This is a genomic window from Kangsaoukella pontilimi (genome assembly GCF_009830125.1).
Classification (GTDB): domain Bacteria; phylum Pseudomonadota; class Alphaproteobacteria; order Rhodobacterales; family Rhodobacteraceae; genus Kangsaoukella; species Kangsaoukella pontilimi.
This window is the reverse complement of sequence record NZ_WUPT01000002.1, coordinates 366452-381735: the sequence shown is the minus strand read 5'-3', so window position 1 is coordinate 381735 and position 15284 is coordinate 366452. Positions and strand designations below refer to the sequence as shown.

Sequence of the window (15284 nt, the reverse complement as noted above, 5' to 3'; positions counted from 1 at the left end):
GACATTCCACAAAAAACCGGGAGACTCGCACCAAACGAACGGAGACAGTTATGATTCGCACCCCCTATCTTCTCTTCCTCGGTGACGCCCACGATCAGCTTGCCGCGAAAGTGGCGCAGGGCATTCAGGACTGGCGACCCGAAAACGTCGTCGGTCAGTTGCGCATGCCTGGCTGCAAGGCGGATGTGGGCGCGCCCGACATGACCCTGGAAGAAGCGTGGAACGCCGGTGCCCGCACACTGGTGATCGGCGTCGCGAACCGCGGCGGCGTGATCTCCGAAAGCTGGCTCGACGTGCTCGTCGAGGCCATCGGCATGGGCTACGACCTTGCCAGCGGCCTCCATAACCTCCTCCGCAACGAACCGCGTCTGGCCGAGGCGGCGACCGGCTCGGGCGCGGCGCTCCACGACGTGCGTCTGCCTACAGTCTCCTACCCCATCGCCAGCGGCGCCCGGCGCACGGGCAAGCGCTGCCTTGCGGTCGGCACCGACTGCTCGGTCGGCAAGATGTATACCGGCCTCGCCATGGATGCCGAGATGCGGAACCGCGGGCTGAAGTCCACCTTCCGGCCCACCGGTCAGACCGGCATCCTGATCACCGGGCATGGCGTGCCTCTTGACGCTGTCGTGGCCGATTTCATGTCCGGTGCGGTCGAATGGCTGACGCCGGACAACGATCCCGATCACTGGGACCATATCGAAGGACAGGGCAGCCTCTGGCACCTGTCCTTCTCGGGCGTGACCATGGCGCTGATCCATGGCGGACAGCCCGACGCGTTGATCCTTGCCCATGAGCCGACGCGCACCCATCTGCGCGGCCTGCCCGATCACGCACTGCCCAGCCTCGAGGCGCTCCGCGACATGGCGCTGCCGCTCGCCCGCATCGCGAATCCCGACTGCGTGGTGGCCGGTATCTCGATCAACACCAAGGCGCTCGATGATGAGGCCGCCGCCCGCCTCTGCGCCGAGGTCGAGGATCGGATGGGCCTGCCCACAACCGACCCGTACCGTCACGGCGCGGGCAAGCTCGTGGACGCCCTCGAAGCGATCGGGTAACCGGCACCCATGCAGATCACCGTCACCGCCGACCGCTTCCCGCTCGCCGAAACCTTCACCATCTCGCGCGGCTCCCGCGATGCCGCCGAGGTGCTGACAGTCACCGTCAGCGACGGACAGCACACCGGTCAGGGCGAATGCGTGCCCTATGCGCGCTACGGCGAAAGCATGGACAGCGTGACGGCCCAGATCGAGGGCCTGCCGGACGGGATCGACCGTATGGCCTTGCAGAACGCCCTGCCCTCCGGGGCGGCGCGGAACGCCGTCGATTGCGCATTCTGGGACTATGAGGCCAAGACCGCCGGGCGTCCGGTCTGGCAGCTTGCGGGCCTCGCAGCGCCTGATCCGGTCACCACCGCCTACACGCTGTCGCTCGACACGCCCGAGCGGATGCAGGCCGCCGCGGCGCGCCATGCCCACCGCCCTCTTCTGAAGATCAAGCTGGGCGGCGAGGGCGACATGGCGCGGCTCGAAGCCATTCGCGCGGGCGCCCCCGACACCGCCATCATCGTCGATGCCAACGAGGGCTGGACGGCCGACGTCTATTCCGACCTCGCGCCCCATCTGAAGCGGTTGGGCGTTCTGCTGGTGGAACAGCCGCTCCCCGCCGGACAGGACGACCTTCTTGCCGAGATTGAACGCCCCGTTCCGGTCTGCGCCGACGAAAGCTGCCACGACCGCGCCTCGCTGCCCGGCCTCGCCGGCAAATACGACATGGTCAATATCAAGCTAGACAAGACGGGTGGCCTGACCGAGGCGCTGGCGCTTCGTGACGCGGCGAGCGCGGCGGGCTACCGGATCATGGTCGGCTGCATGGTCGGCTCTTCGCTTGCCATGGCGCCCGCGCTTCTGGTTGCGCAGGGAGCCGAGGTCGCGGATCTCGACGGCCCGCTCCTTCTGGCGAAAGACCGAACGCCCCCTATGCATCACGACGAGAACGGCCTGCACCCGGCGGACCCGGCGCTCTGGGGCTGACAGCCTCTTCGCCTGTTCTGAAATATCTCGGGGTGAATGCGCCGAAGGCGCAGAGGGGCAGCGCCCCTCCGCGCGGTTATTCGGCAGGCACCGCCATATCCAGCCCTTCGATCGGCACGTCGAGCTTGTTCAGCATTTCCTTCGGGCAGATTTGAAGGAAGTTGCCTTTCTCGTCGTCCCAGTGCTGAAGGATCGCCTCGGCGGCCTTCGACCCGGTCTCTGCAAGGTGCATCTCGATCAGCGCCTTCAACTCGGCCATGTAATGGCCTTCGTTCACCGGCACCGTCACGATGCTCTCGAGGTTCAGCATGTCCTGCGCCTTGCCGTCGGGATCGTAGAGATAGGCCATGCCCCCGGTCATACCGGCACCGAAATTCGCGCCGATGGAACCGAGGATGACCGCGATCCCGCCCGTCATGTACTCGCACCCGTTCGAACCGCAGCCCTCGATCACCACCTTCGCGCCCGAATTCCGGACGGCGAACCGCTCGCCCGCCCGACCGGCCGCGAAGAGATGGCCGTCGGTCGCGCCGTAAAGCACGGTATTCCCGATGATGACGTTGTCCTTGGCCTTGAGCGGCGAGATCATCGGCGGACGCACCACGATGGTGCCCCCCGACAGGCCCTTGCCCACATAGTCGTTGGCATCGCCGGACACTTCCAGCCGGAGACCCGGCGCCGCGAAGGCCCCGAGCGACTGACCGGCCGAGCCCTGCAGCTTGACCGTCAGGTGATCCCGCTGCAGCGCGTTCCGCATCCCGAAGCGCTTGACGATATGGCTGGACGTACGTGTCCCGATGGTGCGGTGGGTATTCCGCACCGCATAGGACAGCTGCATCTTTTCGCCGTCTTCGAGGAACCGCTTGGCGTCCTTGACGATTTCGGCATCCAGCGTGTCACCGACCTTGTTCCGCTTGCGGTCGCGGTCGTAGACGATGCGATCCGCCCCATCGACAGTGATCAGAAGCGGGTTCAGGTCCAGATCGTCCAGATGCGCCGAGCCACGGCTGACCTGGCTGAGCAGGTCGGCACGCCCGATCACGTCATCCAGAGACCGCGCACCAATCTTGGCGAGGATCTCGCGAACTTCCTGCGCGTAGAAGGTGATCAGGTTGACCACCTTGTCGGCGGTGCCCGTGAACTTCTCGCGGAGCCGCTCGTCCTGAGTGCAGACGCCCACCGGGCAGGTGTTCGACTGGCACTGGCGGACCATGATGCAGCCCATGGCGATCAGCGCGGCGGTGCCGATGCCGTATTCCTCGGCGCCCATCATCGCCGCCATGACGATGTCGCGGCCCGTGCGCAGCCCGCCATCGGTGCGGAGAGTCACGCGGTCGCGCAGGTTGTTCATGGCAAGAACCTGATGCGCCTCGGTCAGGCCCATTTCCCACGGAAGACCGGCATACTTGATCGACGTCGCGGGCGACGCGCCCGTGCCGCCGTTATGGCCCGAGATCAGGATCACATCGGCCTTGGCCTTGGCCACGCCGGCGGCGATCGTGCCGACGCCCGAGGCGGCGACCAGCTTGACCGTCACTTTGGCGCGCGGGTTGATCTGCTTCAGGTCGTAGATCAGCTGCGCCAGATCCTCGATCGAGTAGATATCGTGGTGCGGCGGCGGCGAGATCAGCGTCACGCCGGGCGTCGAATGCCGGAGCCGCGCGATTAGCTTGGTGACCTTCATGCCGGGCAACTGGCCGCCCTCACCGGGCTTGGCACCCTGCGCGACCTTGATCTCAAGCTCTTCGCACTGGTTCAGGTATTCCGCCGTCACGCCGAACCGGCCCGAGGCCACCTGTTTGATCTTGGCCGACGGGTTGTCGCCGTTGGGCTCGGGGTGGAAATGCGCCGGATCCTCGCCGCCCTCTCCCGAGTCGGACTTGGCGCCGATCCGGTTCATGGCGACGTTCAGCGTCTTGTGCGCCTCGGGGCTGAGTGCGCCAAGCGACATCCCCGGCGTCACGAACCGCTTCCGGATCGACGTGATGCTTTCCACCTCGTCCAGCGGGATTTCCGGCCCCAAAGGCTTGATGTCGAGAAGGTCGCGCAGATGGATCGGCGGCGCCGCCCGCATCTTGGACGAATACTGCTTCCACATCGCGTAGGACGCATTGGTGCAGGCGGCCTGCATCATGTGCATCGCCTGCGCTTCCCAAGCATGGGTCTCGCCTGAGCGGCGCGCCTTGTAAAAGCCGCCGATGGGCAGAACGCTGTCGCCAAGGAAGCCCTTGCCATGCACCTCTTCTGCCTTCCGCTGAAGGCCCATGACGCCGATGCCCGAGATGCGCGAGTGCATCCCCGGGAAATACTCGTTCACCATCGCGCGGCTCAGACCCACCGCCTCGAAGTTCAGACCGCCACGATAGGAAGAGATCACGCTGATCCCCATCTTGGACATGATCTTCAGCAGGCCGGCGTCGATCGCCGCGCGGTACCGCGCCATCGCCTCGGTCAACGAACCGTCGATCAGGCCGCGCTGAATTCGGTCGGCAATCGAGTCCTCGGCCAGATAGGCGTTCACGGTGGTCGCCCCGCAGCCGATCAGAACCGCGAAATAATGCGGGTCGATGCATTCGGCCGACCGGACATTGAGCGAGCAGAACGTGCGCAGCCCCTTACGCGTCAGCCACGAATGCACCGCGCTGGTGGCAAGTATCATCGGCATCGCGACCTTGCCTTCACCCTGATGCTGGTCGGTCAGAACGATGTGCCCCGCACCCGAGCGCACGGCATCCTCGGCCTCGGACCGGACGCGGCGAAGCGCCTCGGACAGCGCCCCCTGCGCGCCGCCCGCCGGGAAGGTACAGTCGATCTCGACCATGTCGGCGTTGAACGCATCCTTCAGACGGTCGAACTGGGCGTTGCCCACGAACGGGCTGTCCAGAACAATGATCTCGGTCTGGGACGAGTCCTGATCCAGCACGTTTTTCAGGTTGCCGAAGCGGGTCTTCAGGCTCATCACCCGGAATTCCCGCAGACTATCGATCGGCGGGTTCGTCACCTGGCTGAAATTCTGCCGGAAGAAATGGCTAAGGGGACGGTACTTTTCGGACAGCACCGCAGACGGCGTATCGTCACCCATGGACGCCAGCGTTTCCTTGCCATCCTCGGCCATGGGCGCGAGGATCTGCTCCAGCTCTTCAATCGAGTAACCCGCCGCGATCTGACGGCGGCGAAGTTCCGCACCCTCGAAAAGCGGCTTCTCGGTCAGGCCCTGAAGCTCGTCATCAAGCTCGGTGATCTTGCCCACCCACTCTCCGAAAGGCTGGCTGGCGGCCAGAGCATCCTTAATCTCTGTATCGTGGAAGAGCTTGCCGTCGGCCATGTCGACCGCGATCATCTGACCGGGGCCAAGCGCGCCCTTTTCGACGACGTTGGATTCATCCGTCGGAACCATACCCGTCTCCGATCCCGCGATCAGTAGGCCGTCGCCGGTGACCGTATAGCGCATCGGGCGAAGGCCATTCCGGTCCAGACCGGCACAGACCCAGCGACCATCGGTCATGGCAAGTGCGGCGGGGCCGTCCCACGGCTCCATCACCGAGTTGCAGTAGGAATACATGTCCCGCCACGCCTCGGGCAGTTCGACGGCCTGCTTCGACCACGATTCGGGCACCAGCATGGTCTTGGCCATGGGCGCATTCCGCCCCGCACGCACCAGAACCTCGAACACCGCGTCCAGCGCGGCAGAGTCAGACGCGCCATTTGCGATGATCGGTTTGATGTCCTCGGCCAGCTCCCCGAAATAGCTCGACGCCATCCGGATCTCGTGGCTCTTCATCCAGTTGACGTTGCCCTTCAGCGTGTTGATCTCGCCGTTATGGGCCAGCATGCGGAACGGCTGAGCCAGCCACCACTGAGGGAAAGTGTTGGTCGAATAGCGCTGGTGGTAGATCGCAAAGGCGCTGACGAACCGCTCGTCCTTCAGGTCGGGATAGAATTCGGCCACCTGCTCGGCCAGCATCATGCCCTTGTAGATGATCGACCGGCAGGACAGCGAGCAGAGGTACAGCGTCGGCACCTGCGCCGCAGCCGCCGCCTTCTCGATGCGCCGGCGGATGACGTAGAGCTCGCGTTCGAAGGTCTCTTCGTCGACACCCTTCGAGTTCGAGATCAGGATCTGCTCGATCTCGGGCCGCGTCGCGTTCGCCTTCTCGCCCAGGACCGAGGTGTCGACCGGCACGTGGCGCCAGCCGTAGATATAGTACCCCATCCGCAGGATTTCGGTTTCCACGATGGTCCGGCAGGTTTCCTGCGCGCCGAAATCGGTCCGGGGCAGGAACACCTGACCCACGGCCAGAAGCTCGCCCTCGCGCGGTTCGTGACCGGTGCGCTTGATCTGCGCGCCGAAGAACTTGAAGGGAATTTGCACGTGAATTCCCGCGCCGTCGCCGGTCTTGCCATCCGCATCCACGGCGCCCCGGTGCCACACGGCCTTCAGCGCGTCGATACCGTTTTCCACGACCTTCCGCGAACGCGACCCGTCGATCGACACCACAAGGCCAACGCCGCAGGACGCGTGCTCGTCCTCGTCGCGGTAAAGCGAATGCTCAGCCATCCACTTGCGGCGTTCTTCCTCGGCGCGGACCCATTCTGCATCGTACTTGGTCATCGCAGTCTTCCTTCTTCAACCGGCCGGGACAGCCTTGCTGGCCCGAGGGTGTCAATCTGTTGTGCGAAGGGTTGGCGCGGAACGCGCCTGCACCCGTCTTATTCAGCCGCCACTTTCGCGGCCTTGCCCACGTAATCGAGGATCGCGTCCGCCGCCTCGCGGCCGTCGCGGATCGCCCAGACGACAAGCGACGCGCCGCGCACGATGTCACCGGCGGCATAGACGCCGTCCAGGCTGGTGGCGTGGGTGCGGAAGTCGGCCTTGATCGTGCCCCAGCGGGTTACGTCCAGACCATCGACGCCCCAGAGCTTGGGCAGGTCTTCCGGCTCAAAGCCAAGCGCCTTGATGACGAGGTCGGCGTCCTCGACGTAATCCGATCCTTCGATCAGTTCCGGCACCTGACGGCCCGTAGCGTCGGGAGCACCAAGGCGCATCTTCTGCACCATGACACCTTCGACCGTATCACCCGAAAAGCCCTTGGGCGCCGACAGCCAGACGAATTCGACGCCCTCTTCCTCGGCGTTCTGCACCTCGCGCTGCGAACCCGGCATGTTGGCGCGGTCACGGCGATAGAGACACTTCACGCTTTCCGCGCCCTGCCGGATGGCGGTACGGACGCAGTCCATCGCCGTGTCGCCGCCGCCGATAACGACGACGCGCTTGCCCTCAGCGTTCAGCTCACCCGACTCGAATTCCGGAACCTCGTCGCCGAAACTCTTCCGGTTCGACGCGGTCAGATAATCGATGGCGCGGACGATCCCTGCGGCACCCGAGCCCGGCCCCTGAAGATCGCGGCTCTTGTAGACGCCGGTGGCGATCAGAACCGCGTCATGCTTGGCACGGATCTCGTCGAAGGTGATGTCCTTGCCCACGTCGCAGTTCAGAACGAAGGTCACACCGCCGTCCTCAAGCTGCTTGTTACGGCGCATCACTACGTCCTTCTCCAGCTTGAAGCCGGGGATGCCATAGGTCATCAGCCCGCCCGAGCGGTCATAACGGTCATAGACGGTGACCTGCAGGCCCGCGCGGCGCAGGCGATCGGCGGCGGCAAGCCCGCCCGGACCCGCACCAATGATCCCGACGGTTTCGGGCCGCTCGACAGACGGCTTGATCGGCTTGACCCAGCCTTCTTCCCACGCCGTGTCGGTGATGTATTTCTCGACAGACCCGATGGTGACGGTGCCGTGGCCCGACTGTTCGATCACGCAGTTGCCTTCGCAGAGACGGTCCTGCGGACAGATACGTCCGCAAATCTCGGGGAAAGTATTCGTCGCCTGGCTGATCTCATAGGCTTCCTGCAACCGGCCTTCAGCCGTCAGCATCAGCCAGTCAGGAATGTTGTTGTGAAGCGGGCAGTGCGACTGGCAATAGGGTACGCCGCACTGGCTGCACCGGCTGGCCTGCTCCTTGGCCTTGGCGTCGGCATATTCGGCATAAATCTCGTTGAAATCCTCGCGGCGCTGACTGGCATCGCGCTTTTCGGGCATGTCGCGCGGGACATTCACGAATTTCAGCATGGGATTTTCGGCCATGTCGACAGACTCCGGTCGTGGTTTCGGAAGCGTCCTCTTACGAGCGATCGCGGAAAAAGAAAAGGCAGTTATGCTGACCTATATTCAACTATTTTGAGCATCATCAACCGAAATCATGCTGCACCAGCACAAAATTAGGTCCGATTCGGTTCTTAATTAGATCTTTTTGGCTGAGTCTCAGCCGGTTAGAAAGCAACGGCATTCTGCAGCGCAACGAGCCCCATGCCGCTTCTGCACCTGATTCTGGTGGCCCTCGTACAGGGTATTACCGAGTTCCTGCCGATTTCGTCGTCAGGACACCTGATCCTTTTGCCTGCGCTGACCGGCCTTCAAGATCAGGGTCAGGTCATCGATGTCGCCGTTCATGTCGGCACGCTGGGCGCCGTGATGCTCTATTTCCGGGCCGAGACCGTGCGGCTGTTCCGCGGCGCTCCTAAGCTCTTTCGGGGCCGGATCGAGGATCAGGACAGCTGGCTTGCGCTCTGCCTCTTCATCGCCACCGTGCCTGTTGTACTTGCGGGTCTTATCCTGCACCTGACCGGTTTCGACGCCCTGATGCGCTCGGTCGAAATCATCGGCTGGTCAACGCTCATTTTCGGATTCGTATTGTTCTGGACGGATCGTCGGGGCGAGACGGAGAAGTCGGCAGAGGGCTGGTCGCTTCGCGATGCGTTGGTGATGGGCCTGTGGCAGATGCTGGCTCTCGTGCCAGGCACGTCCCGCTCCGGCGTCACGATCTCGGCTGGACGGATCCTGGGCTACCAGAGGGCCGACGCCGCCAAACTCGCCATGCTCATGTCAATCCCGACGATCATGGCATCGGGCGTGCTGGTCGGCGCGGACGCTGTCGCGCATCTGAATGGTCCGGCCCTGGGCGAGGCGGCCATTGCCGCCGCCTTCGCGTTCCTTGCGGCCCTTGGCGCGCTCGCATTCATGATGCGGCTGCTGAGAAGCGTCAGCTTTACGCCGTACGTTATATACCGAGTGTTCCTCGGCATCGCGCTCCTGATCTACGCCTACGCTTAAGAACGGAGGTTCCGCGCGCTTTCCTTGAGTGTCGCGTACTGCCCCGAAGGCCGGTACATCCACAGATACGACGGCAGCACGGCTTCAAGAGAGGTCGGGCGGATGCCGAGATCGTCCAGACCTTTTGCGCCTTCCGAGACGACATTGTCCCGCGCAAGCTGCTTGACCTGATCGACGGTCACCGGCGCGGGTGCCAGCCCCAGCGTCACTGCGCGGATAGCGCCGAACACACGGCCCATCGCGCGGCCCACCCAGAACGGCAAACCGAGAACCAGCCGGCGGCGGCGGACGACCTGAAGCATTTGCTGGATCAGTTCGCGGAAGGTGTCCACGTCCGGCCCGCCAAGCTCGTAGATGCCCGGCGCAGCCTGTCCCGTTGCGGCCAGTTCGGCAGCATGCGCGACGTCATCGACATAAACGGGCTGGAACCGCGTGTCGGCCCCGAAGAGCGGAACGACCGGGCTCATCCGCGCCATGGCGGCGAAACGGTTGAAAAACTCGTCCTCGGGTCCGAAGACGATGGACGGGCGCAGGATCACGGCGGACGGAAACGCGTCCAGAACCGCCTGCTCGCCCAGACCCTTGGTCCGGGCATAGTCGCTGTCGCTCTCCGGGTCGGCGCCGATGGCCGAAACCTGGACAAGACGCCCGACGCCCTGCTCAGTGGCAATGCGCGCGATGCGGGCAGCGCCTTCGTGCTGAAGCGCCTCGAACGTGTTCTTGCCCGATTCCTCCAGAATGCCCACGCAGTTGATCACGGCGTCAGAGCCGCCCATCACCTGCCGCACGCTGTCGTCGTCGCGGATGTTGCAGAAGACAGGTTCGACCTGACCCACGACGCCATAGGGCTTGACGAAATGCGCCTCGTTCGGACGCCGCACCGCGACCCGGACGCGCCATCCCGCACGTGCCATGCGCTGCGTGACATATCGGCCCACAAAGCCCGACCCGCCGTAGATCGTGACAAGCTTGGACATGAAAACCCGCCTTTCCTTATCTGTCTTGGGTGTAGCCAAGCCCCTCACCCGGAACAAGGCGCAATTCGCCGCGCGAATCCCGTTGACAGCCCCCGAGCGGACAAGTAATCGACGGCCTCACGACACCGGCCCAGGTGGCGGAATTGGTAGACGCGCTAGCTTCAGGTGCTAGTGTCCGTACGGACGTGGAGGTTCGAGTCCTCTCCTGGGCACCATTCCCGACATTTCCCGCCAATCCGCTAAAGGCATAGCCTGGACCAGTGCGCCGAGCGTCTTCGCGACGCGTTCGGCGGCGGCGTGGCTCGTCAGGCAGTCAAGGAAGCGTGCGCGGGCATGTCGGGCCATTTCCGCGCGGGCGCCGGGTTCGGCAAGAAGCCGGATCATTCCCGCGACCAGGACATCTTCATCATTGCTCATCAATGCGGTATCGGGATCGAAGAACGCGGGGTGTTCGCCCGCGTCGGAGCAGACCACAGGCACGCCACGTTCGAGATATCCAAGAACCTTGCCAAAGGACTTGCCGCGCACAAAGGGCGCGTCGGGCAGAAGAGGCGCCAGGCCGAGGGCGACATCCTCGAAGCTCTTCAGATAGTCGCCATAGGACATGGAAGGCCGCCACTCGACCCTGAGGCCGGGAGCCGCGAAGCCATGGGCGAAGTCGGCGGCGTCGCCCTCGCGCCGATCGTAAAGGCGCAACGTCACACCGGGCATCGCCTCTGCCACCCGCACCATGACGCGCGCCACAAAGGCCGCCTCGTTCGAATAATCCATGGGCCTGGTCTGCGCCCATGCGACGGTCAATCCGCGCACCTCCTGGCCCGGCGGCTCGGAGGGCAATGACCGGGTGCCGGTCCAGACGACAGTCGCCTGCTCCGCGCCGTTGGCCAGCGCCCAATCTGCGACGTATCTGCTTCCCGCGATCACCGTCGCGACGCCCGGCATCGCCTCGCGCACGTGTTGGGCGAGGTGCTCGAGGTGGAAATCCGCGTCATCCATGTCGAAGGCAATCGGAATACCGGGATAGAGGTCGGGCCTGTTCAGCGGGTGCCGCACCCCCTGCATCAGGATCACGTCAGGTCCGAACAAGCGGATCATCCGCTTGCGCTGAGCAAGGGTCAGTGAGGGGGGCAGGACGAGACATGTCCAACCGAGCGTTTTCAGGACGCCGCAGAGATCATAGATCCGCAGACGTGCCGCGCCGTCGGTTGGCGGCTTGGCGGGCAGCGCGACAAGGCGGCGCGGCGCCGACCGCCGCATCGCAGTGGGCAGGACGCGCGCCTCGCGGATAAGGCGCAAAGCCGGGCGAAACGGAGCTTTCAGGGTGGAAGAAGGCGGAACGGGCATGGCGCGACTTTCCTAGGTATTGATTAGCGCGCGATTAACGCTGATGCGGCTATGCGAAGGATTCAGGCAATAGCCACTTGGGATCACCGCCGAACTGGGTTCTATGATAAGTCTCGAAGATCACGGCCAAGGGGCACTCATTTGACTGAAGAACCGGAATTCGGAACCAGCGGCCTGCGCGGACTGGCCGATGCACTTACCGACGATCTGGTGGCGCGCTACGCAGCCGCCTTCACGCGCAGCTTTGGGAACAATGGAACCGTCTATCTGGGTCAGGACAAGCGCGCCTCTTCCCCCCGGATCGCCGCGGCGGTGGCGCGTGGAATCGCGTCCGAGGGCTGTCTTGCCGTGGATTGCGGCGTTCTTCCGACGCCTGCACTGGCGATGGCAGCAATGGGACAGGGCACGTCATCCATCATGGTCACCGGAAGCCATATCCCCGCCGACCGGAACGGCCTGAAGTTTTATCGCGCGGACGGCGAGATCGACAAAGAGGACGAGGCGCGTCTGACCGCCGCCGTTGCGGACATGCCTCCGCCCGGCCCGGGGCCGGCCAGCACACTGCAGGGCGATGCCGCCCAGCTTTACGTCGGGCGCTACCGGGACTTCTTTGGTAAAAGGGCGCTTTCAGGCCTCAGGATCGGTTTCTGGGCGCACAGCTCGGCGGCCGCCGACGTGCTGCCGGCGGTTCTGGACGCCATGGGGGCCGAGACCGTTGTTCTCGGAAAAAGCGCCGAGTTCGTGTCGGTCGATACCGAGGCCATCGACCAAAGCGTGCGCGCAAGACTGGCCGATTGGGCGCGGACGCATATGCTGGATGCCCTGGTCTCGACGGATGGCGACGCGGACCGCCCCCTCTTCGCAGACGCAGAGGGCGTCGTCATTCCGGGCGATGTTCTGGGGCCGATCACGGCCCGGCTTCTCGAGGCTACCCACGTGGTGACGACCGTGTCGGCCAACACAATGGTCGAGCGCATGGACGCATTCGACCATGTGGCGCGAACCCGCATCGGCTCTCCCTACGTGATCGCCGAGATGGCCCGGCACGCGGGAAAGCGGGTTGTGGGATATGAGCCGAATGGAGGGTTTCTACTGGGGTTCGAGGCGGCAAGCGGCAAGTCGAGGCTCAGCCCGCTGATGACGCGCGACTCGCTCTTGCCGATCGTGGCGGCGCTGGTGGCCAGTCAGGCAGCCGGGGGAACCGCCAAGCTGATCAAGGCTCTGCCCCGGCGACGGACCGCGACCGACCGGATCAAGGACGTCCCGCGCGAAATCGGGCGCGGCATGGCCGAGGCCCTTATTGCCGGGGATATGTCCATCCTGCCGGATGGCCTTGGCGACCTGGTCGCGACCGATACTACCGATGGCGCACGCCTGACGTTTGCGGGCGGCGAGATCGTGACCGTCCGGCCTTCGGGCAATGCGCCCGAGCTCAGGGTCTATGTCGAGGCCGACAGCGGCAAGACCGCGCGGTATTTGCTGGATGAGGTGTTCGAGAAGATACGCGCGCGGCTCTGACAGGACAGCAACGAAAAAGGGCCGCCGAAGCGGCCCTTTCTACGTTTCTCGGCCTGCCAATCAGAGCAGGTCGAAACGGTCGGCGTTCATCACCTTGGTCCAGGCCGCGACGAAATCCTTCACGAACTTGGCCGCGTTGTCGTCCTGGGCGTAGACCTCGGCGTAAGACCGAAGGATCGAGTTCGAGCCAAACACCAGATCGACCGAGGTCGCGGTCCACTTCACATCGCCCGACTTGCGGTCGCGGATCTCGTAGGTGCCGCCATCTACCGGGTGCCAGCTATTGGCCATGTCGGTCAGGTTCACGAAGAAGTCGGTCGTCAGTTGCCCGACGCGGTCGGTGAAGACACCATGGGTCGAGCCGCCGTGGTTGACGCCGAGGACACGAAGACCGCCCAGAAGCACGGTCATTTCCGCCGCCGTCAGACCCATGAGCTGCGCGCGGTCGAGAAGCATTTCCTCGCCGCTGACGACATAGTCTTCCTTCATCCAGTTCCGGAAGCCATCGGCAAGCGGTTCAAGGTAAGCAAACGAGTCCACCTCGGTTTGTTCGTCGGTCGAGTCGCCCCGGCCCGGCGCGAAGGGTACGTCGGCCGACTGGCCTGCCGCCTTGATCGCGTTTTCCAGACCCACATTGCCGGCAAGGACGATCACGTCCGCCACAGACGCGCCAGTCTCGGCCGCGATCTGCTCGAGCACGCCAAGAACCCGCGCCAGACGCTCGGGCTCGTTCCCGGCCCAGCCCTTTTGCGGGGCAAGGCGGATGCGAGCACCATTGGCGCCGCCACGCTTGTCCGACTTGCGGAAGGTCCGGGCGCTGTCCCATGCGGTGGCGATCATGTCGGCGTCCGACAGGCCGCTCGCTGCGATCTTGGCCTTGACCGCATCGACGTCGTAGCCGGTGCTGCCAGCGGGGATCGGATCCTGCCAGATCAGGTCTTCGGCAGGCACGTCGGGGCCGATGTAATTCGCCTTGGGGCCCATGTCGCGGTGGGTCAGCTTGAACCAGGCGCGCGCGAAGGTGTCGGCAAAATACTCCGGATCGGCGCGGAACTTCTGGCAGATCTCGTTGTAGATCGGATCGACCTTCATCGCCATGTCCGCATCGGTCATCATCGGATCGTGACGGATGGACGGGTCGGTCGCATCAACCGGCTTTACGTCTTCCGGCATATCGACCGGCTTCCACTGCCAGGCACCGGCGGGCGATTTCGTGAGCTCCCATTCATAACCGAAGAGATAGTCGAAATAGCCCATGTCCCACTGGGTCGGGTGCTGGGTCCATGCGCCTTCGATGCCCGAGGTAAAGGCGTTTGCCGCCTTGCCGTCCATGCCCGGATTGTCCCAGCCAAAGCCCTGGCTATGCACCGGGCAGCCTTCCGGCTCGGCGCCTATGCGATCGGTGGCGCCACGGCCATGTGCCTTGCCGACGGTATGGCCGCCGCAGGTCAGCGCCGCGGTTTCCTCGTCATTCATCGCCATTCGGGCGAAAGTCTCGCGCACGTGCTGCGCGGTACGTGCCGGGTCGGGATGGCCGTTCACGCCCTCGGGGTTCACATAGATCAGGCCCATGTGAACGGCGGCCAGCGGATTGGCCAGCGTTGTGGCGTCGTCCAGATCGTCATAGCGGTTCTCGCTCGGGGCGAGCCACTCGTTTTCGGCACCCCAGTAGACGTCGGTTTCCGGGCCCCAGATATCTTCGCGGCCAAAGCCGAAGCCAAAGGTCTTCAGGCCCATGGACTCGTAGGCCATGTTCCCCGCGAGGATGATCAGGTCAGCCCAGCTCAGCGCGTTGCCGTACTTCTTCTTGACCGGCCAGAGAAGACGCCGCGCCTTGTCGAGGCTTGCGTTGTCGGGCCAGGAGTTCAGCGGCGCGAAGCGGATATTGCCGGACGCTGCACCGCCGCGGCCGTCCATCGCGCGGTACGAGCCAGCCGAGTGCCACGCCAGACGGATCATCAGGCCGCCGTAGTGACCCCAGTCCGCAGGCCACCAGTCCTGACTGTCGGTCATCAGGGCCTTCACGTCTTCCTTGACCGCCTCATAGTCCAGACCCTTCACCGCCTCGCGGTGGTTGTAATCGGGGTCCATCGGATTGGTGCGGGCGCCGCCCTGATGAAGGATGTCCAGGTTCAGCGCGTTGGGCCACCACTTGGTCACCGCGTTGTTCATACCGGTATTGCCGCCATGCATGACGGGGCATTTGCCGCCTGTCGGAATGTCGTTTCCGTCCATCGTGATCTCC

At 64.3% G+C, this 15284-nt stretch carries 9 protein-coding genes and 1 tRNA gene; 5 read left to right on the top strand and 5 right to left on the bottom strand.

Going from position 1 to position 15284, the window contains the following annotated elements; all coding sequences use genetic code 11:
* Positions 1 to 50: 50 nt before the first annotated feature.
* Together dgcN and dgcA are read left to right on the top strand one after the other, a co-directional pair.
* Positions 51 to 1055, top strand: coding sequence for an N-acetyltransferase DgcN (dgcN, locus tag GQ651_RS11245; RefSeq protein WP_160764348.1), 1005 nt, complete (start codon positions 51 to 53; stop codon positions 1053 to 1055).
* Positions 1056 to 1064: 9 nt separating this feature from the next.
* On the top strand, positions 1065 to 2030 hold the full coding sequence (dgcA, locus tag GQ651_RS11240) for an N-acetyl-D-Glu racemase DgcA (RefSeq protein ID WP_160764347.1): 966 nt from the start codon (positions 1065 to 1067) through the stop codon (positions 2028 to 2030).
* Between the two features lie 76 nt (positions 2031 to 2106).
* Here the strand turns inward: dgcA and gltB are convergent, their stop codons facing one another.
* A complete protein-coding gene (gltB, locus tag GQ651_RS11235) occupies positions 2107 to 6642 on the bottom strand; it encodes a glutamate synthase large subunit (protein ID WP_160764346.1) in 4536 nt (1511 codons plus the stop codon).
* 98 nt (positions 6643 to 6740) lie between these two features.
* Complete coding sequence (locus GQ651_RS11230) at positions 6741 to 8174, bottom strand: NAD(P)-dependent oxidoreductase (RefSeq protein ID WP_160764345.1); 1434 nt, start codon at positions 8172 to 8174, stop codon at positions 6741 to 6743.
* Positions 8175 to 8396: 222 nt separating this feature from the next.
* Between GQ651_RS11230 and GQ651_RS11225 the strand changes: the two genes are divergently transcribed.
* Complete coding sequence (locus tag GQ651_RS11225; protein ID WP_160764344.1) at positions 8397 to 9200, top strand: undecaprenyl-diphosphate phosphatase; 804 nt, start codon at positions 8397 to 8399, stop codon at positions 9198 to 9200.
* On the opposite strand, the gene GQ651_RS11220 is transcribed toward GQ651_RS11225, so the two are convergent.
* Entirely contained in the window at positions 9197 to 10177 is a 981-nt protein-coding gene (locus tag GQ651_RS11220) for a complex I NDUFA9 subunit family protein (RefSeq protein ID WP_160764343.1), read from the bottom strand. The two genes, GQ651_RS11225 and GQ651_RS11220, sit on opposite strands and share 4 nt — an antisense overlap.
* Before the next feature lie 128 nt (positions 10178 to 10305).
* Here GQ651_RS11220 and GQ651_RS11215 point away from each other — a divergent pair.
* Positions 10306 to 10392 (top strand) — tRNA-Leu (locus GQ651_RS11215).
* Here the strand turns inward: GQ651_RS11215 and GQ651_RS19090 are convergent.
* Positions 10346 to 10783, bottom strand: coding sequence for a glycosyltransferase family protein (locus tag GQ651_RS19090; RefSeq protein WP_227258244.1), 438 nt, complete (start codon positions 10781 to 10783; stop codon positions 10346 to 10348). The genes GQ651_RS11215 and GQ651_RS19090 overlap by 47 nt on opposite strands.
* A gap of 879 nt (positions 10784 to 11662) precedes the next feature.
* Between GQ651_RS19090 and GQ651_RS11205 the strand changes: the two genes are divergently transcribed.
* Positions 11663 to 13039 (top strand): phosphohexomutase domain-containing protein, encoded by a 1377-nt coding sequence (locus GQ651_RS11205; protein ID WP_227258148.1) that lies wholly within the window; start codon positions 11663 to 11665, stop codon positions 13037 to 13039.
* Positions 13040 to 13099: 60 nt separating this feature from the next.
* On the opposite strand, the gene katG is transcribed toward GQ651_RS11205, so the two are convergent.
* Positions 13100 to 15274 (bottom strand): catalase/peroxidase HPI, encoded by a 2175-nt coding sequence (gene katG, locus GQ651_RS11200; protein WP_160764341.1) that lies wholly within the window; start codon positions 15272 to 15274, stop codon positions 13100 to 13102.
* Positions 15275 to 15284 lie beyond the last annotated feature (10 nt).

What these genes read in the sequence shown, in the direction of transcription:
- GQ651_RS19090 (WP_227258244.1), bottom strand. Translation starts at nt 10,783, where the DNA reads ATGTCCTATGGCGACTATCTGAAGAGCTTCGAGGATGTCGCCCTCGGC.
- dgcA (WP_160764347.1), top strand. Translation starts at nt 1,065, where the DNA reads ATGCAGATCACCGTCACCGCCGACCGCTTCCCGCTCGCCGAAACCTTC.
- GQ651_RS11230 (WP_160764345.1), bottom strand. Translation starts at nt 8,174, where the DNA reads ATGGCCGAAAATCCCATGCTGAAATTCGTGAATGTCCCGCGCGACATG.
- GQ651_RS11225 (WP_160764344.1), top strand. Translation starts at nt 8,397, where the DNA reads ATGCCGCTTCTGCACCTGATTCTGGTGGCCCTCGTACAGGGTATTACC.
- katG (WP_160764341.1), bottom strand. Translation starts at nt 15,274, where the DNA reads ATGGACGGAAACGACATTCCGACAGGCGGCAAATGCCCCGTCATGCAT.
- dgcN (WP_160764348.1), top strand. Translation starts at nt 51, where the DNA reads ATGATTCGCACCCCCTATCTTCTCTTCCTCGGTGACGCCCACGATCAG.
- gltB (WP_160764346.1), bottom strand. Translation starts at nt 6,642, where the DNA reads ATGACCAAGTACGATGCAGAATGGGTCCGCGCCGAGGAAGAACGCCGC.
- GQ651_RS11220 (WP_160764343.1), bottom strand. Translation starts at nt 10,177, where the DNA reads ATGTCCAAGCTTGTCACGATCTACGGCGGGTCGGGCTTTGTGGGCCGA.